Here is a 26151-nt window from a genome sequence, read left to right on the forward strand (position 1 = left end):
AATGATGAATGGAGTGAAGGTCATCCCGCCTGGTATCATCCCGTCCCCGCGCATCGCACAAGCATCGTCCCGCGGGGCGTGGGCTTCAAGCGGGTTCGGCAGCCTTTTGCAGTTCCGCCGCAGCGGCATCATCGAGTGCCCAGGCGCGCTTGTAGGCCTCGCGGCTCTGCACACGCTCGATATAGGCGAGGAACGAGTCGCGCTTGGGCAGCATGCCGAACATCACCGTCCAGCCGATCTGCGAGCCGAAATACACGTCCGCCGCGGTGAATCGGTCGCCGGTGACATAGGCGCGCGATGCAAGCAGCCCATCGAGCACGTCGACGACCAGATCATAGTTGCCATAGCCGAACATGCGCGACTGCTCGCCCGAATCGAACTTGGCGAAATGGTTGGTCGTCGCCTGCTCCACCGGCCCTGCCGCGTAGAACAGCCAGCGATAATAATCGGCGCGCTCTTCCGGACGCGGCGTCAGGCACGCCTCGGGGAAAGCCTCTGCCAGATAGGCGCAGATCGCCGCGCATTCGGTGACGACCTTGCCGCCATGGACGATCGCCGGCACCTTCCCCATCGGATTGATCGCGAGATAGGTGTCGCCCTTCATCGTCGACGCATAGTCGAGAACCTCGACGCGATAGGTCGCGCCGACTTCCTCGAGCATCCATCGCGCGATGCGGCCGCGCGATTGCGGGTTGGTGTAGAGAATCAGTTGGTCCGTCATGGCCCCGTACCCCTGTTGCTCCCGACTCGGTCGGCCGGGAACAAGAAGGGAACACGAATCGGCGGACGGGTCAACCGATCAGAGGCTGGCGAAAGTCGCGAGCAGGCGGTCCCAGGCGCGATCGGCCTGCGCCGCGTTGTAGGCGCGGCTGTCGGGCGGGCACCAGCCGTGCATCGTGCCGGCATAGACTTCGATCTCGGCCGGCACCTTCGCCGCGGCAAAGGCGGTGCGCAGCGCGTCCCTGTCGCCGGGGGCACGTGCATCGTCATTCTCGGCGATAGCGAACAGGTAGCGCCCCTGCAGCTGCGGCGCGAGCTTGTGCGGGCTGTCGGCCGCCTCGGTGACCAGCGGTGCGCCGTGGAAGCTGCCCCCGGCCTTCACCCGCCCCGGCAGCGCGGCGGCGGTGCGCACGACGAACGGCCCGCCCATGCAATAGCCGGTGCTCCCCATGCCGCGCTGGGCGTCGACCTCGGGCTGGGCGTCGAGGAACGCGGCGAAGGTCTTCGCGTCGGCGGTGATCGCCGCGGGGGTGAGCGGATCGCGCCACGGCATGATCATCGCGCGCACCTCGGGCTGGTCGAAGGACTGGCCTGCTTTCAGGAACGGTGCCTTGGTAGAGCGGTAGAACTGGTTCACCGTCAGCACCGCATAGCCCGATTGCGCCAGCCGATCGGCCATCTGCCGGAAGGCGGGGCGCAGGCCCATGATGTCGGGCCAGACCAGCACGGCGGGGTGCCTGCCGCTGGTGGGGGCGACGAAATAGGCATCGGCGGTGCCGTCCGCGGTCTTGATCGTGACATCACGGCCCTTCACCGCCGCGGCGTTGGCCGGGCTGGGCAGGATGGCCAGCATGCCGGTCGCGGCGGCGGCGGCGGTGAAGCCACGACGGGTGAGGCCGCCCAGGGCGCGGTCATTGTCGGCTGCGGTATGTTCGTCACACATGGCGATCCTCCGTTCGGGCGGGTTCTCTTACACGGCTCACCCTCACCATCCCACTGCCTTCGGTAGCGGGCCCCTCCCTCTCCCGCGGGCGGGAGAGGGTGAACGGTGCGGAAGCGTGCAACCCAAACCGTTGGTACCGCACCCAATCGCGCCCGCAAAGCTGCCCCTGGATGCAGAACGGGCCCCGGCGCTGGATGCGCCGAGGCCCGCTCGTTAACGCCCGGGAAGGCGAAATCAGTGCTTGAAAAGGCTCTCCGCCGTATGCTCGATCGGCGCGGCTTCCTGCGCATCGGGCACATGGCTTGCGGCATAGCGCTCGGCGCGGAGCTGCTCGATCAGCGCCTCGCGGTCCCCTTCGAGGCGGGTATCGGTCGGTGCCTCGATGCCGGCGGCCTTGGCGGCCTTGGCCACCAGCGCATCGAGCTCGCGCTGCGAGCACAGGCCGAGCGTCACCGGGTCCTTGGGCACGATGTTGGCGATGTTCCAATGGGTACGGTCACGGATCGCGGCGATGGTGGTGCGCGTGGTGCCGATCAGCTTGCCGATCGCGCCGTCCGAAACCTCGGGATGGTGGCGCAGGATCCAGGCGATGCCGTCCGGCTTGTCCTGGCGCTTCGAGACCGGCGTGTAGCGCGGGCCCTTGGTGCGGCGGACCTGTTCGGGGCCCTTCTGCATCTTGAGCGCGTAATTGGGGTTCGCCTGGCCCTTCTCGATCTCGTCCATCGTCAGTTCGTGTGCGCGCACCGGATCGCGGCCGGTGAGCTTGGTCGCGGCGGTATCGTCGGCGATCGCCTGCACTTCGAGGATGTGGAGACCGCAGAACTCGGCGATCTGCTCGAACGACAGCGACGTGTTGTCGACCAGCCAGGAAGCGGTCGCGTGCGGCATCAGCGGCTGGGCCACGGTGGATCTCCGGAACTTGAAACAATAAGGGCCGCCCATCACGGGCGGCCACACATGGTCTTGATGTAGGGGAGCTTGTCCCTGGGGGCAAGCGTTTCCGCGATTCAGGCGGCCGCCTTCTCGCAGCCGATCGGCACCAGCGCGGTAAGGAACTGGCGCGCGCTCGCCTCCCAGGTGAAACTGCGGCCATAGGCGGCGCACGCCGAACGGTCGAGCGTCAGCGCCTGGTCGATCGCCGTGCCTAGATCCTCGTCCATCGCACCGGTCTCCGGCGTCAGCACGTCCACCGGTCCGGTGACGGGATAGGCGGCGACCGGGGTGCCGCAGGCCAGCGCCTCGATCATCACCAGCCCGAAGGTGTCGGTGCGGCTTGGGAAGACGAACACGTCGGCGGTCGCATAGGCGCTCGCCAGATCGGTGCCGAACTGCGCGCCGAGGAACACCGCGTTCGGATATTTGGCCTCCAGCATCGCGCGCGCCGGGCCATCGCCCACCACCACCTTGGTGCCCGGCCGATCGACGCTGAGGAACGCCTCGAGATTCTTCTCCACCGCGACGCGGCCGACATAGAGCATTACCGGCCCGGGGCATTCCGCCAGGCGCGGATGCTTGGGAAGCCCCGGGTGGAAATTGGCGAGGTCCACGCCACGGCCCCAGTGGCGCACCTGGGGCAGGCCGTGATCGACCAGCGACTGGCGGATCGACGCGGTCGACGCGAGGATCGTCGCGCTCGGCGTGTGGAACCAGCGGATGTAGCGCCAGATCCACTCGGCCGGCACGCCCGAGCGCGCCGAGACATAGTCGGGGAACTGGGTGTGATAGGCGGTGGTGAACGGCCGCTTCTGGCGCAGGCACCAGCGCCGCGCGGCGACACAGAGCGGCCCTTCGGTGGCGAGATGGATCGCGTTGGGCGCGAATTCCTCGAGCATCGCGCCCACCGCCGCCACGCTGGTGATCGCCAGCCGGATCTCCGGATAGGTCGGGCAGGGCAGCGAATAGAATTTGTCCGGCGAAACCACCAACACCTGATGGCCCTGGCTCTCCAGCACCCGCCGCACCGATTGAAGCGTGCGGACGACCCCGTTGACCTGGGGCTCCCAGGCATCGGTCACAATTGCGATACGCACGGCCTCGACCCCCGCCGCTGCCGTCACGCCGCCGCCAGTCTGACCTCGGATTCAGGCGGCGACTCGCGCGCTGCCATCTCGTCGGCCCAGTGGAGAATTTCCATGGTACCGTCGTAATGCTCCACCAGCGCCGTGCAACCCTCTACCCAATCGCCGTCGTTATAATATTCGATGCCGTCGATCGGACGGATCTCTGCCTTGTGAATATGCCCGGCAATCACGCCGTCGACTCCGCGGGTGCCGGCTTCGCGGGCAACGATTTCCTCGAACTTGGAGATGAAAGACACCGCGTTCTTCACCTTCTGCTTGGCGTATTTGGACAGCGACCAATAGGGCAGCCCCATCCAGCGACGTACCGCATTCAGCCAGCGGTTGAGCGTCATCATCATCTCGTACGCCGCATCGCCCAGATGGGCGAGCCAGCGGTGCGACATGGTGATCGCGTCGAACTCGTCGCCGTGCAGCACCAGCAGGCGGCGGCCGTCGGCGGTGGTGTGGATCGCCTGGCGCTTGATCTGCACGCCGCCGAAGTCGAGCCCAGTGAACTGGCGGAACATTTCGTCGTGGTTGCCGGGGATATACACGATCTCGGTACCACGCTTCGCCCGCTTGAGCACCCGCCAGACGATGTCGTTGTGCGTGGCCGGCCAGTAGAGGCGCTTCTTCATTGCCCAGCCGTCGATGATGTCGCCCACCAGATACATGGTGTCGCTGTCGACATGGTCGAGAAAGTCGATGAGCATCTCGGCGTTGCAGCCGCGGGTGCCGAGATGGACATCGGAAATCCAGATCGCGCGATACTGGCGCCGCTCGCCGATCGGTCGCTCCGGAATCGTGGGCGTCGTCGCGTGGAAGTCCGCGAGACCCGCGACATCAAACGAAAGCCTGGTGATCGTGGCCATGCCCAAGTTCCCGTGCAACTGCCCTGTACCGGGACTCGCCTATGCCGCGCCATTGTTACAAATCGAATCCTTGGGATTTCACCATATTGTCACAGTCCTGATCCGGACGTGCCGGGAAGCGACAATTCGGAGCGTGCACGGTCGCACCGCACCAGCCGCCTCTACAATGCGCCGGAAAGGACGAAGGCATGTCGGTGCAGAATCTTCGCGCGATCAGTTGCGACATCTTGGCGATGACCGAGGAAATCCTGCGCGTTGCCGAACCATTGATCGACCAGCAGCGCCTCGCCGAACTGCGCAAGAATGTCGCGCTGGCCCATAACAAGTTCTTCGCGGAGCAGGAACGGGTCCTGCTGCGGCCGCTGCGTCAGAGCGGCGACGCCGGGTTGATGGCGATCGCGCGAAGCTGCGTCGAGCGCGACCTGGAGGGACGACAAAAGGGGCTGGGGCATTATCAACGATGGCCGCTCGCCCGTATCCTCGAAGACCCGTCCGGCTATCGCGCCGACGTTCGAGAGGTGCTGGTCTGGATCGGAACGCGTACGCTTTATGCCGAGCAGACCGCCTATCCCGCGCTCGCCAGACTCATTTCGTCGCTAAAACGACCAACCGTCTGAAACGCCGCTAGAATGGCGTCATGCCATTCCAATCGCTGTTCGCCGCCACCCAGGATCTCACCGACGCTGCCAAGGCGCTTTCCCAGCTAGACCCCCGACCGACCGCCGCCGCGCTCAACGCCGCCCGCGAGCGCCTGCTCGACGCGATGCGCGTCCACACGCTCACCAAGGACCGCCTGCTGCTCGCCACGCTGCGCGAGAGCGAGGATTGCGCGCACCAGGCGATGGCGCGTCGCACCACCGAGCAGGATCTCGAATGGCGGCAGCGCACGCTCGACCATTGCGCCGCGTGGACGCTGCGCAAGATCCTTGCCGATCCACACGGCCACCGCGCGGCCGCACAGCGCCTGCTGCGGCTGTGCGAGCGCCGCGCCGCGCACCAGGAGCAGCTGCTGCTGCCGATGGCCGAGGAAGCGCTGCAGCAGCGCCCCCTCGCCGCCTGATCAGGCGGGCTGGTCGCCGATCGTGAGCACGATCTTGCCGACATGCTCGCCCGCTTCCATCCGCCGGTGCGCTGCCGGCGCCTCGGCGAACGGGAAACTGCGGTCGATGATCGGCTTGAGCTTGCCCTCGGCGACGAGCGGCCAGACATGGCGGCGCAGCTCGTCCGCGAGTAGCGACTTGAACTCCACCGAGCGCGGCCGCAGCGTCGATCCGGTGAGCGTCAGCCGGCGGCGCATCACGTCCCAGACGGGAATCGTCGCCGTCGCCCCGCCCTGCACCGCGATCGAGACGTGGCGGCCATCCTCGGCGAGGCACTGCAGGTTGCGCGCGACATAGTCACCGCCGACCATGTCGATCACGATCTCGACCCCCTTCCCGCCGGTGAAGGCCTTCACTTCTTCGACGAAATCCTGGGCCTTGTAGTTGATCGCAAGGTCGGCGCCGAGCTCGCGCGCTGCCGCGCATTTCTCGTCCGATCCGGCGGTAACCAGGATCGTCAACCCGAACAGCTTGGCAAGTGCGATCGCCATCGTGCCGATGCCGCTGGTGCCGCCATGGACCAGCACGCTCTCTCCCGGCTGCGCCCAGCCGCGATCGAACAGGTTCGACCAGACGGTGAACAGCGTCTCGGGCAGCGCCGCCGCCTCGACGAGGCTCAGGCCTTCGGGCACCTCCAGGCACTGGCCGGCGGGCGCCACCGCATATTGGGCATAGGCGCCCCCCGCGATCAGCGCACACACCTGTTTGCCGAGCAGCGTTTCGTCGGCGCCCTCGCCCAGCCCGACCACCGTGCCGGCGATCTCCATGCCCAGAATCGAGGGGGCACCTGGCGGCGGCGGATATTTTCCCTGCCGTTGCAGCACTTCCGGGCGATTCACGCCGGCCGCTGCGACTCGTACGAGTACCTCGCCCGGCCCCGGCTGGGGGACGGGTCGCTCGACGGGAACAAGGACTTCGGGGCCGCCCGGCGCATCGGGGTCGATGGCCAGCATCATTTCGGCTGCGATCATTCGGTTCGTCGCTTTTTGGCCTAAGGGGAACTTCGGGGCCTTATTGACATCGACCTCACCAGGGTCAACGTTTCCTCGCATGGACGCCGACGAAAATCTTCCGCGTCGATCCGACGATCTCGCGGTGCAGCTGGGAAAGCAGGACCTCGACCCCTTTTCGGTGGCCGAACTAGAGGCCCGGATCGCACTGCTCGAAACCGAGATCGTCCGATGTCGAGAAAAGATTCAACGCGCCGTTCACCATCGTTCAAGCGCTGACGCTCTATTTAAGAGATGAGCGTCAAGGCACCGGAATTCGGGCGATACGCCACGAACCTCCGGTGCGGGGCCGCAGCGCTTGATGCGGGGCCTGCCACTCCCGACATAGGGGAAGACGGGCTCAGCACCCTTTCGGCCCGACTGGAGTTGTATCCGAATGCCTAGTTTCGCCTCCGCTCTCGAAGCCACCCTCCACAAGGCGCTCGAGGCTGCGTCCTCGCGCCGGCACGAATATGCGACGCTCGAGCATCTGCTGCTCGCGCTGATCGACGACGAACACGCCTCGAAGGTGATGGGCGCGTGCGGGGTGGACGTGGGCGAACTCAAGACCACGGTGGCGCACTATCTCGATACCGAGCTGGAAGCGCTGAAGGTGGACAATGCCACTGACCCCTCCCCCACCAGCGGGTTCCAGCGCGTCGTGCAGCGCGCGATCCTGCACGTTCAGTCCTCGGGCCGTGACGAAGTGACCGGCGCCAACGTGCTGGTCGCGCTGTTCAGCGAGCGCGAGAGCTATGCGGTCTATTTCCTGCAGCAGCAGGACATGAGCCGGCTCGATGCCGTCAGCTTCATCAGCCACGGCGTCGGCAAGGGCGGCACCACGCCTACCGAGGCGAGCACCCCCAAGGGCGCTGCCGAGGAAGACAAGTCGAACAAGCAGGAGGCGAAGACGGGCAAGGGTGAGAGCGCGCTCAAGCAGTTCACCGTCGACCTCAACGAGAAGGCGAAGATCGGCAAGGTCGATCCGCTGATCGGCCGCGCAGCCGAAGTCGACCGCACCGTCCAGATCCTCTGCCGGCGCAGCAAGAACAACCCGCTCTATGTGGGCGATCCCGGCGTTGGCAAGACCGCCATCGCCGAGGGTCTCGCCCGCAAAATCGTCGAGGGCGAAGTGCCCGACGTGCTGAAGGAAGCCGTGATCTACTCGCTGGACATGGGCGCCCTGCTGGCCGGCACCCGCTATCGCGGCGACTTCGAGGAGCGCCTCAAGCAGGTCGTCTCGGAGCTGGAGAAGCTGCCGCACGCCGTGCTGTTCATCGACGAGATTCACACCGTGATCGGTGCCGGCGCGACCAGCGGCGGTGCGATGGACGCGTCGAACCTGCTCAAGCCTGCCCTGTCCGGCGGTTCGATCCGCTGCATCGGCTCGACCACCTACAAGGAATTCCGCAACCACTTCGAAAAGGATCGCGCGCTGCTCCGCCGCTTCCAGAAAATCGACGTCAACGAGCCGTCTGTCGAGGATACGGTGAAGATCCTGGCCGGCCTGCGCTCGGCGTTCGAGCAGCACCATTCGGTGAAGTACACCCCCGACGCGATCAAGTCGGCGGTGGAGCTGTCGGCGCGCTATATCAACGACCGCAAGCTGCCGGACAAGGCGATCGACGTGATCGACGAAGTCGGCGCGATGCAGATGCTGGTGGCGCCGTCCAAGCGCAAGAAGGTTATCACCCCCAAGGAGATCGAGCAGGTCATCGCGACCATGGCGCGGATCCCCGCCAAGACCGTCTCTTCGGACGACACCCGCGTGCTCGCCAATATCGAGCAGGATCTGAAGCGCGTCGTGTTCGGTCAGGACAAGGCGATCGAGGTCCTCTCCTCGGCGATCAAGCTGAGCCGTGCGGGCCTGCGCGATCCGGACAAGCCGATCGGCAACTATCTGTTCTCGGGCCCGACCGGTGTCGGCAAGACCGAGGTGGCGAAGCAGCTTGCGACGCTGCTCGGCATCCCGCTCCAGCGCTTCGACATGTCCGAATATATGGAACGCCATTCGGTCAGCCGGCTGATCGGTGCGCCTCCGGGCTATGTCGGCTATGACCAGGGCGGCCTGCTGACCGACGCGGTCGACCAGAACCCGCATTCGGTGCTGCTGCTCGACGAAATCGAGAAGGCGCATCCGGACCTGTTCAACATCCTGCTGCAGGTGATGGACAACGGCAAGCTGACCGACCACCACGGCAAGACCGTCGACTTCCGCAACACCATCCTCATCATGACCACCAATGCCGGTGCATCGGACATGGCGAAGGAAAGCGTGGGCTTTGGCGATCTGAGCCGCGAGGACGTGCAGGAAGAGGCGGTGAAGAACCTCTTCACCCCCGAATTCCGCAACCGCCTCGATGCGATCGTGCCGTTCGGCTATCTGCCGCCGGAAGTCGTCGCCCGCGTCGTCGACAAGTTCGTGCTCCAGCTGGAGCTGCAGCTCACCGATCGCGGCGTCCACATCCATCTGGACGAGGAGGCCAAGGCGTGGCTCACCAAGCGCGGCTATGACAAGCTGTACGGCGCGCGCCCGATGGGCCGCCTGATGCAGGAAAAAATCAAGCAGCCGCTCGCCGAGGAGCTGCTGTTCGGCAAGCTCGTCCATGGCGGCGAAGTGAGCGTGAAGCTGAAGGACAATGCGCTCGCGTTCGAGATCACGCCCGCGGCGCCCAAGAAGCCTAAGAAGGGCAAGAAGGAAGCGCCGGCGGACGTCTGAGCGTCCCTCGCTTTGGAAACAGCAGCGGCCCGGGGGAGCGATCCCCCGGGCCGCTTGCGTTGTTGGCGCATCGTCTGACCGTCGCTACGCTCCCGCAACGCGTGTGGGATGCGTTCAACGGAGGAAGCACATGATCGCCGTCGCATGGACAGCCGCGCTGCTCGCCGCATCGGCCCCGTCCGCCGCCGATCCGCTGACGACGGAAATCAGCGCGCTCGATACGAAGGTGTTCGACGCCTATAACCGCTGCGACCTGCCGGCCTTTTCCGGCTATTTCGATCCCAAGGTCGCCTTCTACCACGACAATGGCGGGGCCACCTTCGACCGGGAGGCGATGGTCGACGGGGTGCGCACGTACATCTGCGGTAAGGTGCGGCGCGAGCGGATCGCGGCATCCTTCCGCGTGTACCCGGTCAAGGACTATGGCGCGATCGAGGAGGGTGAGCACCGCTTCTGCGAACTGGCGACCCGCCGCTGCGAAGGCATCGCCAAGTTCGTCATGATATGGGCAAAGCGGGATGGCCAATGGCGGATCACCACCGTGCTCAGCTATGGACATCGCGCGGCGACGCCTGCCGAACAGCGGGACGGGGCCGGAAAATAGCAGGGAGGAAGCGCTCGCCTATCGGCCCCGCTCGGCGAGCTTGCGCTCCCAGGCGAGCGCGTCGCGGACAATCTCGCCCAGATCGGCGTGCCTGGGCCGCCAGGGCAGCGCCGCGAGGATTGCACTGTTGTCTGCCACCAGTGCATCGGGATCGCCCGCGCGGCGCCCTTCCAGCTTGCGCGCAACGGTCATGTTGGTCACCCGGTCCACCGCGTCCAGCACCTCCATCACCGAAAAGCCGCGGCCATAGCCGCAGTTCATCGTATGGCTGTCCCGCGGCCGCGCGATCAGCAGATCCAGCGCGTCGACATGCGCGGCGGCGAGATCGCTGACATGGATATAGTCGCGCACGCCGGTGCCGTCGACGGTCGCGAAATCGGTGCCGAACACCGAAACATGGTCGCGCTTGCCCGTCGCCGCTTCCACCGCGACCTTTATCAGATGCGTGGCCCCCGCAGTCGACTGGCCGCTGCGGCCCTCCGGATCGGCACCCGCGACGTTGAAATAGCGCAGCGCGCAATAGTTGAGCGGATGCGCGGCGGCGACGTCCTTGAGCATGATCTCGGTCATCAGCTTGGACATGCCATAGGGGTTGATCGGCTGCTTGGGTGCGTCCTCGCGCACCGGCACCTGCTCGGGAATGCCATAGGTCGCCGCAGTCGAGGAAAAGATGAAGTGGCGGACGCCCTCGGCCACCACGCTCTCAATCAGCGCCCGGCTGGCGACGGTGTTGTTGCGATAATATTTGAGCGGGTCGCTCACCGATTCCGGCACCACCACCGAACCGGCGAAATGCATCACGCCGATCACGCCGTGCTGATGGATCGCGCCGCGCACCGCCTCGGCATCGTCGATGTTCGCGACCATCAGCGTCGCGCGCGGATCGACCGCCCAGTCGAAGCCGGTGACCAGATTGTCGATCACCACCACGCGCCAGCCCGCGTCGAGCAGCGCCAGCACCGCATGGCTGCCGATATAGCCCGCCCCGCCCGTCACCAGCACCGCACCGTCGCGCATCACGCCATCCTCTTTGTTCAGCCCCGGCTCCACCCTATCTTGGGGCGACAAGCAAGGAGTTCCTGAGACATGACCATCGAAACGGCGACGCTCGCCGGCGGCTGCTTCTGGTGCACGGAAGCCGTGTTCAACGACGTGATCGGCGTGCAGGGCGTCGAAAGCGGCTATATCGGCGGCACCAAGGCGAACCCGACCTACAAGGAAGTCTGCAGCGGCGACACCGGCCATGCCGAAGCGATCCGCGTCAGCTTCGACACCGATGTGGTGAGCTATGGCGAGATCCTCGACATTTTCCTCGCCACCCATGACCCGACGCAGCTCAACCGCCAGGGCAACGACATTGGTACCCAATATCGCTCGGCGATCTTTCCGCATTCTGCGGAGCAGGAGCGCGAAGCGCTGGACGCGATCGAACGCGCGCGCCCGGATTGGCCGCAACCGATCGTCACGTCGATCGAACCGCTGGGCCAGTGGTGGCCGGCCGAGGACTATCACCAGGAATATTGGCAGGGTGACGGCCAGCGGAACCCCTATTGCCTGGCGGTGATCCCGCCCAAGCTCCGCAAGCTGCGCAAGAGCTTCGCCAACCGCGCGAAAAAGGGCGCAGCCGCATAAGGCCGCGCCCTCCCACGGGGGTGTTCGAGACCGCGGCCGGCGTGCGAAGGCTGGCCGCGGAACGAAGGCGCGCAGCGCTGCGGGGGCAGCTCGGCGCCGTTCGGGTTCCGCTCTCGTCCGCTGGCCCGACCCTCATACGCGCGGCCCGGAGGTGGGGCGACGGCGGCGTAGACGATCGTCCAGCAGTAGCCGCGTCGCTCATCTTTGTTGCGCAAGCTATACGACAGTTGGAACCTAGACAGTCCCGACCATCTGTAAAGGCAAGATCGTATACAGCGTACCCGAAATGAGATTTGCTGGTAGAAGTGGTCAGTTTGAGGCCGCACCGACAAATGCAAACGATTGGTTTGGCGGTGGTAGCGGTCAGGTCAGTCCGAGCTGGTTTAACCTTATATTGAGCACTGACACGCTCGGACGGCATTTTGAATGATAGTATACGCTGCGCCGCAATATATATTCATACGCCCATTTGGTCGGACAAATGGGCGGTCTCGCGTCCTTTAGCCCCGGGGGTGCGCTGCCCGCGCCAGCCGGTCGCCAATCGCCAGGCCGAGACCGTGCAGCGGTACGGGCGCCACGGCGATTCGCGTCCGATCGGAAGCGTCGGCGCGGTGCAGCGCGTCGAATAGCTGCGCGGCCGCTTCGCGCAGATCGCCCGTGGCCGAAAGCGTGTCGTCGCCGGCGATCGCACCGAAGCCGATCAGCCATTCGCCGTCCTCGGCGCGCTCTGCGCCCAGCCGCACCGGCTTGGACGGCGCATAATGGCTGGCGAGCTGCCCCGGCGCGATGATCGCCCCCGGCGTCGCGCCGCTGTCATAGCCGGGGAGCTGCTCGGCGGTGACCGGCCCCGGCCGCAGGATGCGCCGCAAGGCGGGCTCGACGATGGTGGATTCGATGCCGTCGCTGGTCGCGCCGTCGTCGATCACCAGCGGGATGCGGCCTGCAAGGCTCGCGGCGACATGGGCGGCGCGGGTCGGGCTGATGCCGCCGCTGGCATTGGCCGAGGGTGCGGCGAGCGGCCGCCCGCTCGCGCGGATCAGCCCCTGCATCGCGCGGTGATCGGGCACGCGCAGCGCCACCGTCTCCAGCCCGGCTGTGACCAGGCTCGCGACCGGCGAGCCTCCCGCCAGCGGCAACACCATGGTCAGCGGGCCCGGCCAGAAGCGCGCCGCCAGCGTCCGCGCCTCGTGGTCGAACCGCGCGATCGTCTCGGCCATCGCCATGTCGGCGACGTGCACGATCAGCGGATTGAACGAAGGGCGCCCCTTGGCCGCATAGATCCCCGCCACCGCATCCGAATCGGTAGCATCTGCAGCGAGGCCGTAGACGGTTTCGGTGGGCACCGCGACACAGGCGCCGGCGCGAATCAGCGCCGCCGCTTCGCCGAGCGCGGCCTCGCCGTAGGGTAAGATGCGCGGATTTGCTGGGGTCACGGGACTGGCGCTATAGTGCTGGCAACGAGATCACAAGAGAGAGGCCTGATGTTCACCCCCGCCACCGCCGAGCAGCGTTTCGTGCTGGACCATATCGTCCGCCTGTCCGAGATCAGCGACGACGCCACGCCCGACCTGCTCGATGCCGTGCTCGACGGCGCCGGCCAGTTCGCCGCGGGTGAATGGGCGCCGCTCGAACGGCTGGGGGATACCGAGGGTGCACGCTGGAGCGAAAACGGCGTAACCATGCCCGAAGGCTTCGCCGCCGCGTACCGCGCCTATGTCGACGGCGGCTGGGGCACGATCGGTTCGCCCGCCGAGCATGGCGGCCAGGGGCTGCCGGTGAGCCTGTCGGTCGCCGTGCTGGAGACGCTGGGCACCGCCAACATGGGCTTCTGCCTCTGCCCGGTGCTGACGGTCGGCGCGGTCGAGGCGCTGCACCATCACGGCTCGCCCGAGCAGCAGGCGCAATATCTGCCCAGGCTGGCGACCGGCGAATGGACTGGCACGATGAACCTCACCGAGCCGCAGGCGGGCTCGGACGTCGGCGCGGTGAAGGCCAAGGCCGAGCCGACGGGCGACGGCACATGGAAGATCAAGGGCACCAAGATCTACATCTCGTTCGGCGATCATGACATGGCCGACAATATCGTCCATCTGGTGCTGGCCCGTACGCCGGGCGCACCGGCGGGCACCAAGGGCCTGTCGCTGTTCCTCGTGCCGAAGTACCGGCTTAAGGACGACGGCACGCCGGGCGATTTCAACGACATCAAGGTCGTCTCGATCGAGCACAAGATGGGCCTGCACGCCTCGCCCACCTGCGTGCTGAGCTTCGGCGACAACGACGACTGCATCGGCGAGCTGATCGGCCCCGAGTTGGGCGGCATACGCGCGATGTTCACGATGATGAACAATGCACGCCTCAATGTCGGCCTGCAGGGCGTGCAGGTCGCCGAGCGCGCCACCCAGCGCGCGGTCGCCTATGCCCGCGAGCGGGTGCAAGGGTATCGCGGCGGCGCGCCGAGCGCGATCATCGAGCATCCCGACGTCCGCCGCATGCTGCTGCGGATGAAGGCGCAGACCCAGGCGGCGCGAGCGCTGGTCTATTACGCCTTCGGCCGGCTCGATCGCGGCCGTGCCGGCGATGCCGAGGCGGACAAGCGCGTCGAGCTGCTCACCCCGCTCGCCAAGGCGCATGCGACCGATCTCGGCAACGAAGTCGCCAGCCTGGGCGTGCAGGTCCATGGCGGCATGGGCTATATCGAGGAGACTGGCGCCGCCCAGCATTTCCGCGATGCGCGCATCACGCCGATCTACGAAGGCACCAACGGCATCCAGGCCGCCGACCTCGTCGGCCGCAAGCTGAGCATGGACAATGGCGCGACGTTGCTCGGCCTGCTCGCGGACATGCGCGGGGACGCGGAAGATGCGGGCCTCCGTCAGCTGATCGACGCTTGCGAGGAAGTCGGCCGCAACCTGCTGGGCAGCGATGCCGATGACCGGCTGGCGGCGAGCTACCCGTTCCTGACGATGCTTTCGGTCGCGGTGTGCGGCTGGCTGATGGAGAAGAGCGGACGGCTGGCGGCTGCGGGCGACGGCGAGCCGGGCTTCCTGCAGATGAAGCAGGCGGCGGCGCGCTTCTATGTCGAGCAGATCGTCCCCGAGGCACTCGGCCTGCGCGCCGCGGCGCTGGCCAAGGCGGCGGTGCTCTATGCGGTGGAGGCGGAAGCCTTCGGGGCATAAGCCCGCACGGTGACCGCGCCTCCCAGCGAGGCGCGGTCCGCCATGTTCAGAATTTGCGCTGCTGGTGCCCGATCGTGTCGCAGGTACCGCGGAAGCCATAGTCGGATAGCCCCTGCACGGTCACGCGGCCGGAACGCCGATCGATCGTAACCTTGGGCTTGTTGAGGCCGTTCAGCCGATAGGTCGCGCGGATCGCGTCCGGGCTGACGAACAGGTCGTAGAGATCCCACCACCCGTCCTGCCCGCCCGAATGGATCGGCGGCACCAGCGCGCGCGGCAACCGGATACGCCCGCCGCCGGCCCAGGTCTGGATCATCAGCGAGGCGTCGAAGACTTCGGTCTTGGAGGCGGTGTAGGTGCCATATTCGTAGCGTTTGCGGTCGCGGTTCCACGTCCAGGTCGTACCGCTGGCGACGCCGTCCTTCGAGCCGTCGCCAAAGCATACCAGCCCGAGCTCGACGTTGCGGCCGTCGACCATCGGACCGTCGTCATATCCGGGCCGGCCATAGCCGGGATCGACCGGATAGTCCGCCCCAGGGCGCGTCGCCGGGCGCTGCGCGTAGTTCGGATTTGGCCGGAGGTTGCCCGGCTTGCGGCAATCGGGCGGCAGCGTCGGCTGGATCGAGGCATAGCGGCCGTCCATCGTCGCGATCGTCACGCACTGGCGGCGCTCGTCGCTCCACCAATAGGTGTAGGAACGGTCGTCGCTTTTCTCGTTGCGGATGAACCCATAGCCGCGGCGCTGCAGCTCGCCCTCCGCCTGGCCGCCGCGCGCGCCCACCAGATCTTCCAGCCCCGTCGTCTGCGCCTGCGCGGCGGCCGACGCGCACGACGTGAAGACCAAGGCAAGGAAAAGCGCCTTCGCCGGAATAGCACCCATGACAACCTCCATGTTCACCGAACTTCATCGGCTTTGAAGATGCTACGTGCGCAGCAGCGGTCTGTCCACCGATGCTCCCGCCATTGCGCGGCCGATGCCCTTCGCCCATGCTGCGCGCATGGACTTCATGAAGTGGCTCAATTCGCTCGATGAACTTCTGTACGAGGTAATGAGCTGGCTGCTGTTCTTCCCGCTCACGCTCGCCCGATCGGTGTTTCGTCCGATGGGCATCATGGCGGAGATCCAGCAGGAAGTCGCGTTGCCCGACGATCAGCGCTACAAGGCGGTACTCAGCCCGCCACTGTTCCTCGCGCTCGCGCTGCTGCTCGCGCATGCGGTGGCGACCGCGCTGGGCCAAGTCGACACGATTATCCTCAACCATCGCGGGCTCGCCAATCTGGTCAACGACAATGCCAGCGCGCTGGTCCTGCGGGTGATCGTGTTCGCCGCCTTCCCGCTCTTCCTCGCCGCGCGGCTGGTACGCCGCAGCGGGAGGAAGCTCGATCGGGACTCGCTGCAGCAGCCCTTTTACGAGCAATGCTATCCTGCCGCGGTCTTCGCGCTCGGCCTTGGCGTGGGTACCAGCCTGTCGCTCGATCGGCACGGCATCGCCAATAGCATCGGCCACGGCATGGTGCTGGCCAGCATCGGCTATTATTGGATCGTGGAGACGCGCTGGTTCGCGCGGGTGCTCGGCATCGGGCATGTCCGCGCGGCGGGCAACGTCCTGATCGGGCTGTTCGAAGGAACCGTCTTTCTCGTGCTCGTCGCGCTCCTCTTCTCCGGTTGAGCGCGGCGTGCCCTACAGGCTGCCCAAATCCCCCGCCGCGTCCTTGTCCAGCCACGTCCCCGCCTCGGGCATCGGATATTTCAGCCCCGTCGCGCAGTTGAACAGCACGGTCCGCTCTTCCGGATCGACCAGCCCGTCCCGCATCGCTTGGCGGTACGCCGCGAGCGTCGCGCCGCCTTCGGGGCAGAGCAGCAGCCCGTCCTTGCGCGCGCAATCGTCCACCGCCTGGAGTATCGCCGGATCGCCCACCGCGAGCGCGCGGCCGCCCGACTCACGCACCGCGCGCAGGATCAGGAAGTCGCCCACCGCGCGCGGCACGCGGATGCCGGCGGCCACCGTCGCGGCATTCTCCCAGCGCTCGGCATGTTCCTCGCCCGCCTCGAAGGCGCGGACGATCGGCGCGCAGCCCGAGGCCTGGACCGCGTACATCCGCGGCCGCTTCGATCCGATCCAGCCGAGCCGCTCCAGCTCGTCGAACGCCTTCCACATGCCGATCAGCCCGGTGCCGCCGCCGGTCGGGTAGAAGATCGCATCGGGCAGCTCCCAGCCGCACTGCACGGCGAGTTCCAGTCCCATCGTCTTCTTGCCCTCGATCCGATACGGCTCCTTGAGCGTCGAGAAGTCGAACCACCGCCCCTCGGCAGCGCCGCGCCCGACGATCGCGCCGCATTCGTCGATCTGGCCGTTGACCCGGTAGACCCGCGCGCCCTGCGCGGCGATCTCGCGGACGTTCACCTCCGGCGTCTCCTCGGGGCAGAGGATCACCGTCTCGATGCCGCAGCGCGCAGCATAGGCGGCGAGCGCCGCGCCGGCATTGCCGTTGGTCGGCATCGCGATGCGGGTGACGCCCAGCTCGCGCGCCATGCTGACCGCCATCACCAGCCCGCGCGCCTTGAACGAGCCGGTCGGCAGCCGCCCCTCGTCCTTGACGATCGCGCCGGGGCCGCCGGATTTGGGGATGGCGATCAGCGGTGTCTCGATCTCGCCGAGCGAGACGATGTTCTCCGTGCGCCGCACCGGCAGCAGCTCGCGCCAGCGCCACAGATCGGTCGCCCGCGCTTCCAGCGCGTCGCGGGTCAGCGCCGCGCCGATACCCGCCAGATCGTAGCGCACGAGCAGCGGCCGCCCGACTCGCGACAGCCCATGCAACTTGTCCGCGGCATAGGTCTCGCCCGTCATCGAGCATTCGAGATGGGCGACGAATGTGGGCCGCTCGGCCGTGAAATTGTCCTGCATGGTCGGCAGCTTAGGAACCGCCGCCGCCCCTGTCGATGCCCGTTGCGACGATCCGGCGAGGGACGACAATGGTGTCGCGCGCGCAACCGGTACCCGCCCGAAAGCAAGGCTTTTTGCACATCCAGGCCGCGGACCGCGGCAGCCGTCTATAGTATGGTTATAGTAAACCGGGGGCAATGCCCGCGCCGGTAAATGGCCGAGAATGAGGGAGTTAAAGCGTTGACCATCGAAATCGCAGGGGCCATCTTGCAGCATCTCGGGCCCTGCCGGATCGCGGTGGAGACTCGCGGCCCGACCGTACTTGCCGCCGAACTGGCGTTGCTCGGCTGTGATACCAAGCCCGCGTCGCCCGATGTCGTAGTCACGGAATCAAATGCCCTGTCGGCCGCCCTGCTCGCTCGCCATCGGTCCGCGCACACGCTGGTGGTGTTGCCCCGGCAGGTGCAGGCCACGGTGCTTGACGATGCGTTGTTCGGGGCAGGCTGGCGGCGTCTGCCCGGCGCGGTGAACCTGTCGATGCTGTTGCACGTCGCCAGCGGGCAGCCCCCCCTGCCAAGCTTCTACGAACGCACGCCGAACGGGTATAGCGGCCTGCTGAACACGAACACCCCGGACGCCCTGGCGGCCCTCGGCCGCTGGAACCTCGCGGTCGACCAGGTTCGGCCGGGTGACCGCGTGCTGTTGTGCGGCCCAGGCGCAGCCGATGGACGGGCCCTGCTCGAGGCCCGCGCCCGCGCCCGTGCCGTGGAGGTGGACGCGCCCGGGGCATTGCATGCACCGCGCAGCTTCGACGCCATCGTAGCGCTGGATGCCCCCGGCGCCTGGGTGGAAAATGTCGAGCGCTACGCCCAGCTGCTCCGGCTCGACGGACGGCTGATCACGGGCTGGTCCGAGGGCAATCCGCAGCGCCCCGCCGACTGGGCCAGCCTGCATCAGCAGCTCGGCCGCAACTATCTCGTCGAGGGCCAGTTCGTGCAGGCGCCCGGGATCATCCTACCGCAGGCCGTCCCGCAGGGGGAGGTTACCGGCCTTACCTGGCGGATCGCCGTCGCGGCAAACAGCCCGCTGGGCGGGGAAGAATCGTGCGCAAGCTTCGTCCACCCCGCCTTCGGCGCATCGACGGCACCACTCGCTGCCTTTGCGGAGGGCTATGACAATCCCTGGCTCTATCGCACCATGGTGCAGATGGGCGAGCGGCTGGCCGATGAAGACCTGCTGGTCAATCTCGCCGAACATGTCGCCTCGAACGCCCGCCCTGGCTCGGCCGATCAGGGTGCGGCACTCTCGGTGCTCGGCTACCGCGTGTTGGAAGCGCGCGCGGCCGATGTCGTGCCGGTACTGCTGGGCGCGTTCAACGACTATTGGCAGCAGGGTGGCGATACACCGCACGTCGTCCGCTGGCGTGTGTCGCTGGCCTATCTGGCCGGTCGACTGGCAGAACTGGTCGGCGAGCGCACCATTGCCGGGCATTGGTACGCACGAGCGATGACCGACGACTGGCAGCGTTTCTCGACCATTCTCGCCACCAAGGCGATCGGGGCCGCCTTTTTCGCGGCGCGCATCGCGCTCGCCGAGCAGGACGAGGGCCGAGCCTGGCGCATGTTCGAGCGTGGCGTGGAGATCACGCTGCAGGCGGCGGCGCGCGCGCATCGCGAGGAACTCGGCGAGGGCGAAACGTTGCTGCCCTTCTATCTGCCGGAGCTCGCCGAGGTGATCGACATGGGTTCGCAGTGCGCCAATGCGCTCGCCAACCGCCACCTCTGGGCGCGCGACCCTGGGCTGTTCTGGCGTCAGGTAGACGTCAAGCGGTTTGGCCTTGCCTCGTGGACGCTCGATGTGACGAAAGAGAATGAGCGGCTGCGCAGGCAGCTCGCCCAGGGCTGAGGTACGGCCGGGTCAGGCGCCGTCGTCGCCGGCTTCTTCACGCTGGTTGCGGCGCTTGTCGATCGTCTCCATGGCCTCTGCCTTGGCGGGATCGAACAGGTGCCCGAACACCATGCCCAGCATCAGCGCCGCGCCACCCACGCGTCCCTTCGCCTGACGACGGCCGAGCCGCACGAGCAGCGGAATCGCCGCGATCAGCGCTAGGATGACGCCGAGCGTGACGAGCAAATGCATCAGTCGCGCTTGGGGCGCAGGCTGGTGAAGCTGCGGTCCCAGCGGACGGCGCTGAAATAAGCTAGCGGGTTGAACCACGATCCTTCGCCGTCGAAGCTGTGCGTCACCAGCTCGGCGCGGCCCGCAATCGTCTCCAGCGGCACCGGCCCACCCAGGCCCAACGCATCCGAGCCAAAGCGGCTGTCGGCGGACTGATCGCGATTGTCGCCCATCAGGAACACATGCCCGGCCGGCACAGCGATCGGGCCATACGTGTCGCCGGGACTGACATAGCCGCCGGGCAGCACCGTATCGCCCAGATCGATCACATCGTAGCTGCCCCCCCCCGGCAGCGTTTCGCGATACAGCGGTGGCGCGCAATAGCGCTTGCCGTCCGCGCCTTGCGTGCGAAACGCTGCGAGCGGCCCCTCGTCGCACGGCACCGCCGCATCCACCGGGATCCTGGCCCGACCCAAGGCGACACGCGGTACGGCCTTGCCGTTGAGGATCACGATGCCGTGGCGCACTGCCACCGTGTCCCCCGGCAGCCCGATCACACGCTTGATCAGATCCTCGCCATCGCCGCGCCGCACGACGAGGACGATGTCGCCGCGCGCCGGCGTGCCGCCGAACAGTCGTGTGGGCGCGATGTCCCTGCCATGGACCATCAGCGACGCCTGGGAGAAACCGTAAGGGAATTTGCTCGCGACGAGCCGATCGCCGGTGCGCAGCGCGGGCATCATCGATCCCGAGGGGATGTAATAGGGCCGCGCCACCGCGCTTTGGAACAGGAAGAAGATGCCGAGGGTGGCGCCCCAGCCGGCCAGCGTGCGCTTCCAACTCGGCTTCGGCTCCGCCATGGCGTCAGGCGATCTCTTGGCTGCCGTCGAGCAGCTCGCGCGCATCGAGGCCGAGCAGGGCGATATGATCCCTCACCCGCGGCCAGAAGCCGGTAAGGAAGCGGTCCCGCTCCGCCGTCCGCAGCCGCTCGACCGCGCCGGGCACCACGAACATGCCGACCCCGCGGCGGACCTCTACATACCCATCGTCCTGGAAGCTCTGATAGGCCTTGGCCACGGTGAGCGGGTTCGCGCCATGCTCCGCAGCGAGCGCGCGGACCGAGGGAAGCTGGTCCCCCGCGCGATACTGGCCGCGCAGGATCGCTGCGGCGATGATCGCGCGCAGCTTGAGGTAGACCGGGCTGTCTTCGTGCTCCAGGGCTGTCATGCTGCCATAATACAGCACAGGGCTTCCGAGTCCATACTCAGGGATTCCACCGATGGACGATCTCGGACAGTTCACCGCGCGGGCGCTCCTCCAGCGGGCGCGACGGCGTGCCGAGGAAGACGAAGCCGGCGATGCGCTGGCCTTGGCTCCCGAACAGGTCGCGCACCGCATCCGAATAGGCCGGCCAGCCGGTCAACCAGCCGCCGGCGAAGCCCATCGCGTGCGCCGCGTGGAGCAGGTTCATGCAGGCGGCGCCTGCGGACAGCTCCTGCTCCCAGAGCGGGACCTTGTGCGGCTGGACCGGCGCGGAGAGCACCACCACCAGCGCCGGTGCCTGGGTTGCGAACTGCGCCGCGGCCTCCTCGTCCCGCGCGGTCGCATCGGGCTTTTCGGCGCGGAGTATTTCGACCAGCTTCAGTGCGAGCGCCGGACGTGCTTCGTCCGGCACGATGATAAAGCGCCACGGTGCGAGCTTGCCATGATCGGGCGTCCGCGCGGCGATCGCCACCATCTGGTCGAGCTGTTCGGGGCTCGGCCCTGGGCCGGCAAGGTCGCGCGGCTTGCCCGATCGGCGGGTCCGGAGAAGGCTGAGCGGGGTAGTGCGGTCGTTGAAGGTCATGCGCGCCATCTAGGATGCTGTCCCGCCTCCGCCAAGCCACGCGACTTTACAGCGGCGACGCAGGCTCTAGTCTGCGCGCCCATGCACCGGGCCCATGCGCCCGGCACCCATCTCCAAGGACAGCTGCATGGTCGACACACCCACTGCCGATTCCCCGGCAGAACCGGATATCACCCACGTAAACCCCGCCGATGAAAAGACCTGGTTCGGGCACCCCCGCCAGCTGGCGCGCCTCTTCTCGACCGAGATGTGGGAGCGTTTCGGCTTCTATGGCATGCGGGCGCTGCTGACGCTGTACCTCACCCAGCACTTCCTGTTCGGGGATCGCGAGGCGACCGGCTTGTACGGTGGCTATACCGCGCTGGTCTATCTCACCCCGCTGGTCGGCGGTTATCTGGCAGACCAGTTCCTCGGATCGAAACGCGCCGTGAAGTTCGGTGCAATCCTGATGTCGATCGGCTATTTCGTGCTGTGCTTCGGCGGCCAGACCGCCACGCCCTATGCCCAGATCGACGGCCAGCGCTACGAGGTCGCGGTCGAGAAGAGCGCGGCCGGAGAGCAGCGTTTCGTGATCGACCAGGGCCATCGGCAGCTGATCAAGGGCAATGACGACGGCTCGATCACGCTCAGCGAGAACGGCCAGACGGTACGCACGATCGCCAAGGGCGGGTTCGTGTCCGAGGCCGATCGCAGCCCCTTCTACGTAATGGTGATGCTGATCGCGCTGTCGATGGTGTCGGTGGGCAACGGCTTCTTCAAGCCGAACATCTCGACCATGGTGGGCGAGCTCTATCCCAAAGGCGATCCACGCCGCGACGCCGGGTTCACCATCTTCTACATGGGCATAAACCTGGGCTCGATGCTGTCGCAGGCGCTGTGCCCGTGGCTGGCCGTGGCGGTCGGCTGGTGGGCAGGCTTCGGCCTCGCCGCGATTGGGATGCTCTGCTCCTGGGCGCTGATCCAGCTGGACGGCGGCAAGCTCAACGGCATCGGCGAACCGCCCGCCAAGGCCGCCACCGGCCGTCAGCAAATCCTGATCTATGTCGGCGCGCTGTGCGTCATCCCGCTCTTCTATCTGCTCTACATCAACCTGATGGCGGCGGAGCCCGCGCCGGCCGGTTCGGGTCTGCTCGGCTATGTCGCCTCGCTGTCGCTGATGGGCAAGCTGCTGTTCGGCACCTTCCTGATCGGCGTTCCCGCGATCCTCATCTGGTCCTTCGTCTCCGGCGATCGCCGCGAGTTCCAGATGATGATGGCGGCGATGGTCCTGATCGTGTTCAACGTCGTGTTCTGGACGCTGTTCGAACAGGCGGGCTCGTCGCTCACGCTGTTCGCCGATCGCAACACCGATCTCTCCGTGTTCGGCTGGTTCACGATGACCGCGGGCCAGACGCAGAGCTTCAACGCGCTGTTCATCGTGCTGCTCGCGCCGCTGATGTCGATGCTGTGGGCGGGGCTCGCCAAGCGGGGGCTGGAGCCGAGCATCCCGGTGAAGTTCGGCATCGCGCTCATCGCGGTCGGCGGCGGCTTCCTGTTCCTAGTGTGGGGCGCACAATGGGCCGATAGCAGCTTCAAGGTCTCAGTCTGGTGGATCGCCGGGCTGTACTTCATCCACAGCTTCGCCGAACTGTGCATCTCGCCGGTGGGCCTCAGCATGATCACCAAGCTGTCGATCGCACGGATCGTCGGCATGATGATGGGCGTGTGGTTCCTGTCGATCTCGGTCGCGCAGTACGTGGCGGGCGTGATCGCGCAGTTCGCCAGCGTCGAGACGGTAGGCGGCCAGGTGACCAATCTGAAGGTCAGCCTGGAGACCTATCTCAGCGTGTTCACGCTGATCTCGGAATGGGCGATCGGGCTCGGCGTGCTCCTGCTGCTGCTCAGCTGGCCGCTCAAGCGCTGGATGCACGGCGTAAAATAAGCGCCGTCACCAGAAAGGGACGGGGCGCCGCGGAAATGGGGGGACAGCGGCGCCCCTGTCGTTCGCCCGAGGGGGGAGTGGGCGAACGAGTCTCGAATTCAGGCCGCGAGCGGCAGGAAGGCCAGCGCTTCCTGCTCGTTCGCCGCCGCGAGTGCGCGGGCGTTCGCATCGATCGGCTGGCCGGCGCTTGCAGCCAGGCGGCGATGGGCGAAATAGAGCGCGATCAGCGAAAACATGGCAACCTCGAAACAGCTTTGCTGCAATGCAGCGCGGGCGCCGCATCTGGTTGTCTTGTCGTGAGTCCGCAACTGCAAAGCCGCCTCGCCGCGGTTGCAGTTGCCGCAAGTGCGAACGTTTTCCCTCGCAGAATGCAAAAAGGCCCGATGTCACCACCGGGCCTTTTCCGTATAAATACGGGTTGCGCTTACCAGATGTGTACGCGCTGCTCCGGCGCGAGATACAGCTTGTCGCCGGGCTTGATGTCGAATGCCTTGTACCAGGCATCGACGTTGCGGACGACGCCATTGACGCGCGCGGTTGCCGGCGAATGCGGATCGGTGAGCAGCGCCTGACGCTGTGCATCCTCGCGCACCTTCACCCGCCACGCCTGCGCCCAGCCGAGGAAGAAGCGCTGGTCGCCGGTCAACCCGCCCACCAGCTTCGCCTTGCCATGCTTGGCCTGATACTTCTGGTACGCGCCGTAGGCAGCCTCGATGCCGCCGAGATCGCCGATATTCTCGCCCAGCGTCAGCCGGCCGTTGATCTTGGTGCCGGGCACCGGCTCATAGGTGTCGTACTGGCCGGCCAGCGCCTTGGTACGCGCAGCGAAGTCTTCCTTGGCCTTGGGCGTCCACCAATTCTCGAACTTGCCGGTGGGGCCGAACATGCTGCCCTGGTCGTCGAAGCCATGGCCCATCTCATGGCCGATCACCGCACCGATCGCGCCATAATTGACCGCCGGATCGGCATTGGGATCGAAGAAGGGCGGCTGCAGGATTGCCGCCGGGAAGGTGATCTGGTTCGACAGCGGGTTGTAATAGGCGTTCACCGTCTGCGGCGTCATCGCCCACAGGCTGCGATCGACCGGCTTGGGGAAACGCGACAGTTCCAGCTGATGCTCGAACTCGCCCGAGCGCATCACATTGCCGAGCAGGTCACCCCGCTCCACCTTCAGCGCCGAATAGTCGATATATTTCTCCGGATGGCCGATGCGCGGCTCGAACGCGGCGAGCTTGGCGAGCGCGGCCTTGCGGGTCGGCTCGTCCATCCAGGTCGAAGCCTCGATCCGTTCGCGATAGGAGTCGCGGAGATTCTCGATCAGCTCGGCCATCTGCTTTTCGGCTTCGGGCGGATAATATTTGGCGACATAGGCCTTGCCGACGGCCTCGCCGAGCGCGCCGTTGACCATCTGGACGCCGCGCTTCCAGCGCTCGCGCTGGACCGGCACGCCGGAGAGCGTCTTCGAGTAGAAATCGAAACGCGCCTGATCGAACGCCTTGGGCAGGTACGTCGCGTGGTCGCTGACGAAGCGATAGGCGAGATAATCCTTCCACGTCGCGAGCGGCGTCGCGGCGAAGATCTTGCCCAGCGCGATCAGCGCGGTGTTCTGGGTCATCAGGATTTCGGGCGAGCTTTCCAGACCGGCGGTCTTGAGCATCAACGCCCAATCGAATTCGGGCGCCTTGGCGGTAAGCCCTGCGATCGTCTGCGGATCGTTGAGCTTGGCGATGTCGCGGCTCTGCTCGGGCGACCACTGGACCTTGGCCATCGCGGTCTCGAGCGCGACGATCGCATCGGCCTTGGCGCTGGCGTCGGGGATACCCGCCAGTTCCTGGATCTTCTGCACATAGGCGCGATAGGCGGTGCGCGCCGCATCGAACTTGGCGCCCTGATTCAGATAATAATCGCGCGGCATGCCCAGGCCGCCCTGGCCGACGGCCGCGGTATATTTGGTCGGATCGGCGAAGCCGGGCGTGATCTCGATCTCCACCGGCGTCGCATAGCCGTTGCTGGCGAACAGCGCCTGCAACGCGCCCTTGTCCTGCACGGCCGCGATGCGCCCCAGATAGGGCTTGAGCGGCGCGGTGCCGCGCGCCTCGATGCCCGCCTCGTCCATCCAGCTGGCGTAGAAATCGCCGACCTGCTTGCCGGTCGCGCCATAGGCGGCGGGGTTTTTTGCCATGTCGTCGAGCAGGGTGCGGACGTTGGTCTCGGCGGCAAGCGCCAGATCGACGAACGGGCCGGCCGAGGTGCGGTCGGCGGCGATCTCGGTGCGCGCCGCCCAGCCGCCATTGGCGAAGGTCCAGAAGTCGTCGCCCGGCTTCACGCCCGCTTGCTCGGCGGTGAGGTCGACGCCGAAGCTGCCATATTTGGGCGTGCCGCTCTGGGCGAGCGCGGGCGCGGCGACGAGCAGCGCCATGGCGCTGGTCAGCAACAAGGAACGACGCATTTTCATGATGTTAGGCTTCCCCACCACGGTGTGTGTTATGCAAGTGTAACGGGGGGTGCGAGACCCCGCAATGGCATTTTGTAACAATCGATACTGTCCGCGTGGACACCCTCCTCC

26 protein-coding genes are annotated in these 26151 nt (G+C 66.6%); 10 read left to right on the plus strand and 16 right to left on the minus strand.

What is annotated here, in order from left to right:
* Positions 1-85: 85 nt before the first annotated feature.
* From RT655_RS08180 to RT655_RS08200, 5 genes are all read right to left on the minus strand, one after another.
* On the minus strand, positions 86-721 hold the full coding sequence (locus tag RT655_RS08180; RefSeq protein ID WP_313536003.1) for a glutathione S-transferase family protein: 636 nt from the start codon (positions 719-721) through the stop codon (positions 86-88).
* A gap of 78 nt (positions 722-799) precedes the next feature.
* Positions 800-1663: a dienelactone hydrolase family protein gene (locus RT655_RS08185; RefSeq protein WP_313536005.1), complete on the minus strand. Its 864-nt coding sequence runs from the start codon at positions 1661-1663 to the stop codon at positions 800-802.
* A 234-nt stretch (positions 1664-1897) separates the two neighbouring features.
* Positions 1898-2551, minus strand: a complete 654-nt coding sequence (locus tag RT655_RS08190; protein ID WP_313536933.1) for a DUF1013 domain-containing protein — start codon at positions 2549-2551, stop codon at positions 1898-1900.
* A 119-nt stretch (positions 2552-2670) separates the two neighbouring features.
* Entirely contained in the window at positions 2671-3693 is a 1023-nt protein-coding gene (locus tag RT655_RS08195) for a glycosyltransferase family 1 protein (protein WP_313536007.1), read from the minus strand.
* A gap of 23 nt (positions 3694-3716) precedes the next feature.
* Entirely contained in the window at positions 3717-4595 is an 879-nt protein-coding gene (locus RT655_RS08200) for a UDP-2,3-diacylglucosamine diphosphatase (RefSeq protein ID WP_313536009.1), read from the minus strand.
* 227 nt (positions 4596-4822) lie between these two features.
* Here RT655_RS08200 and RT655_RS08205 point away from each other — a divergent pair, with 227 nt between their 5' ends.
* Both RT655_RS08205 and RT655_RS08210 read left to right on the plus strand, forming a co-directional pair.
* Positions 4823-5212, plus strand: a complete 390-nt coding sequence (locus tag RT655_RS08205) for a hypothetical protein (RefSeq protein ID WP_313536011.1) — start codon at positions 4823-4825, stop codon at positions 5210-5212.
* A 20-nt stretch (positions 5213-5232) separates the two neighbouring features.
* Positions 5233-5655, plus strand: coding sequence for a hypothetical protein (locus tag RT655_RS08210; protein ID WP_313536013.1), 423 nt, complete (start codon positions 5233-5235; stop codon positions 5653-5655).
* Here RT655_RS08210 and RT655_RS08215 read toward each other — a convergent pair whose 3' ends face one another.
* The gene (locus RT655_RS08215) at positions 5656-6666 is read right to left on the minus strand and encodes an NAD(P)H-quinone oxidoreductase (protein ID WP_313536016.1); all 1011 of its coding nucleotides are present in this window, start codon (positions 6664-6666) and stop codon (positions 5656-5658) included.
* Positions 6667-6745: 79 nt separating this feature from the next.
* On the opposite strand from RT655_RS08215, the gene RT655_RS08220 reads away from it, so the two are divergent.
* From RT655_RS08220 to RT655_RS08230, 3 genes are all read left to right on the plus strand, one after another.
* Positions 6746-6943, plus strand: coding sequence for a DUF1192 domain-containing protein (locus RT655_RS08220; RefSeq protein ID WP_313536018.1), 198 nt, complete (start codon positions 6746-6748; stop codon positions 6941-6943).
* Positions 6944-7081: 138 nt separating this feature from the next.
* Positions 7082-9403: an ATP-dependent Clp protease ATP-binding subunit ClpA gene (clpA, locus tag RT655_RS08225; RefSeq protein ID WP_313536020.1), complete on the plus strand. Its 2322-nt coding sequence runs from the start codon at positions 7082-7084 to the stop codon at positions 9401-9403.
* A gap of 130 nt (positions 9404-9533) precedes the next feature.
* Positions 9534-10007 carry a nuclear transport factor 2 family protein gene (locus RT655_RS08230; protein WP_313536022.1) on the plus strand — a complete coding sequence of 158 codons (474 nt, stop codon included), beginning with the start codon at positions 9534-9536 and terminating at the stop codon, positions 10005-10007.
* Between the two features lie 18 nt (positions 10008-10025).
* On the opposite strand, the gene galE is transcribed toward RT655_RS08230, so the two are convergent.
* Positions 10026-11024 (minus strand): UDP-glucose 4-epimerase GalE, encoded by a 999-nt coding sequence (gene galE, locus RT655_RS08235; RefSeq protein WP_313536024.1) that lies wholly within the window; start codon positions 11022-11024, stop codon positions 10026-10028.
* Between the two features lie 69 nt (positions 11025-11093).
* On the opposite strand from galE, the gene msrA reads away from it, so the two are divergent.
* Positions 11094-11639 (plus strand): peptide-methionine (S)-S-oxide reductase MsrA, encoded by a 546-nt coding sequence (gene msrA, locus RT655_RS08240; RefSeq protein WP_313536027.1) that lies wholly within the window; start codon positions 11094-11096, stop codon positions 11637-11639.
* A 500-nt stretch (positions 11640-12139) separates the two neighbouring features.
* Here the strand turns inward: msrA and RT655_RS08245 are convergent, their stop codons facing one another.
* Positions 12140-13072 (minus strand): L-threonylcarbamoyladenylate synthase, encoded by a 933-nt coding sequence (locus tag RT655_RS08245; RefSeq protein ID WP_313536029.1) that lies wholly within the window; start codon positions 13070-13072, stop codon positions 12140-12142.
* Positions 13073-13120: 48 nt separating this feature from the next.
* Between RT655_RS08245 and RT655_RS08250 the strand changes: the two genes are divergently transcribed.
* Positions 13121-14815, plus strand: coding sequence for an acyl-CoA dehydrogenase (locus tag RT655_RS08250; RefSeq protein WP_313536031.1), 1695 nt, complete (start codon positions 13121-13123; stop codon positions 14813-14815).
* 46 nt (positions 14816-14861) lie between these two features.
* Here RT655_RS08250 and RT655_RS08255 read toward each other — a convergent pair whose 3' ends face one another.
* Positions 14862-15695 (minus strand): hypothetical protein, encoded by an 834-nt coding sequence (locus RT655_RS08255; RefSeq protein WP_313536033.1) that lies wholly within the window; start codon positions 15693-15695, stop codon positions 14862-14864.
* 46 nt (positions 15696-15741) lie between these two features.
* Here RT655_RS08255 and RT655_RS08260 point away from each other — a divergent pair, with 46 nt between their 5' ends.
* The gene (locus RT655_RS08260; RefSeq protein ID WP_313536035.1) at positions 15742-16485 is read left to right on the plus strand and encodes a hypothetical protein; all 744 of its coding nucleotides are present in this window, start codon (positions 15742-15744) and stop codon (positions 16483-16485) included.
* 12 nt (positions 16486-16497) lie between these two features.
* Here the strand turns inward: RT655_RS08260 and RT655_RS08265 are convergent, their stop codons facing one another.
* Positions 16498-17721, minus strand: a complete 1224-nt coding sequence (locus RT655_RS08265) for a threonine synthase (protein WP_313536037.1) — start codon at positions 17719-17721, stop codon at positions 16498-16500.
* Between the two features lie 219 nt (positions 17722-17940).
* Here RT655_RS08265 and RT655_RS08270 point away from each other — a divergent pair, with 219 nt between their 5' ends.
* Positions 17941-19605 carry a hypothetical protein gene (locus RT655_RS08270; RefSeq protein ID WP_313536038.1) on the plus strand — a complete coding sequence of 555 codons (1665 nt, stop codon included), beginning with the start codon at positions 17941-17943 and terminating at the stop codon, positions 19603-19605.
* A gap of 12 nt (positions 19606-19617) precedes the next feature.
* Here the strand turns inward: RT655_RS08270 and RT655_RS08275 are convergent, their stop codons facing one another.
* Genes RT655_RS08275 through RT655_RS08290 form a run of 4 tightly spaced genes read right to left on the minus strand, consistent with a single transcriptional unit; the run spans position 19618 to position 21664 of the window.
* Positions 19618-19839 (minus strand): hypothetical protein, encoded by a 222-nt coding sequence (locus RT655_RS08275; protein WP_313536040.1) that lies wholly within the window; start codon positions 19837-19839, stop codon positions 19618-19620.
* Entirely contained in the window at positions 19839-20678 is an 840-nt protein-coding gene (gene lepB, locus RT655_RS08280; RefSeq protein ID WP_313536041.1) for a signal peptidase I, read from the minus strand. Before lepB ends, RT655_RS08275 begins: the two co-directional genes overlap by 1 nt.
* A 4-nt stretch (positions 20679-20682) precedes the next feature.
* Positions 20683-21045: a GntR family transcriptional regulator gene (locus tag RT655_RS08285; protein WP_313536042.1), complete on the minus strand. Its 363-nt coding sequence runs from the start codon at positions 21043-21045 to the stop codon at positions 20683-20685.
* A gap of 37 nt (positions 21046-21082) precedes the next feature.
* Positions 21083-21664, minus strand: coding sequence for a nitroreductase (locus RT655_RS08290; protein ID WP_313536043.1), 582 nt, complete (start codon positions 21662-21664; stop codon positions 21083-21085).
* A gap of 127 nt (positions 21665-21791) precedes the next feature.
* Here RT655_RS08290 and RT655_RS08295 point away from each other — a divergent pair, with 127 nt between their 5' ends.
* Positions 21792-23585 carry a peptide MFS transporter gene (locus RT655_RS08295; protein ID WP_313536044.1) on the plus strand — a complete coding sequence of 598 codons (1794 nt, stop codon included), beginning with the start codon at positions 21792-21794 and terminating at the stop codon, positions 23583-23585.
* 98 nt (positions 23586-23683) lie between these two features.
* Here the strand turns inward: RT655_RS08295 and RT655_RS08300 are convergent, their stop codons facing one another.
* Positions 23684-23821 (minus strand): hypothetical protein, encoded by a 138-nt coding sequence (locus RT655_RS08300; RefSeq protein ID WP_313536045.1) that lies wholly within the window; start codon positions 23819-23821, stop codon positions 23684-23686.
* A gap of 188 nt (positions 23822-24009) precedes the next feature.
* Positions 24010-26040 carry a M13 family metallopeptidase gene (locus RT655_RS08305; RefSeq protein WP_313536046.1) on the minus strand — a complete coding sequence of 677 codons (2031 nt, stop codon included), beginning with the start codon at positions 26038-26040 and terminating at the stop codon, positions 24010-24012.
* Between the last annotated feature and the right edge of the window lie 111 nt (positions 26041-26151).

The organism is Sphingomonas sp. (assembly GCF_032114135.1).
In the GTDB taxonomy this organism is placed as follows: domain Bacteria; phylum Pseudomonadota; class Alphaproteobacteria; order Sphingomonadales; family Sphingomonadaceae; genus Sphingomonas.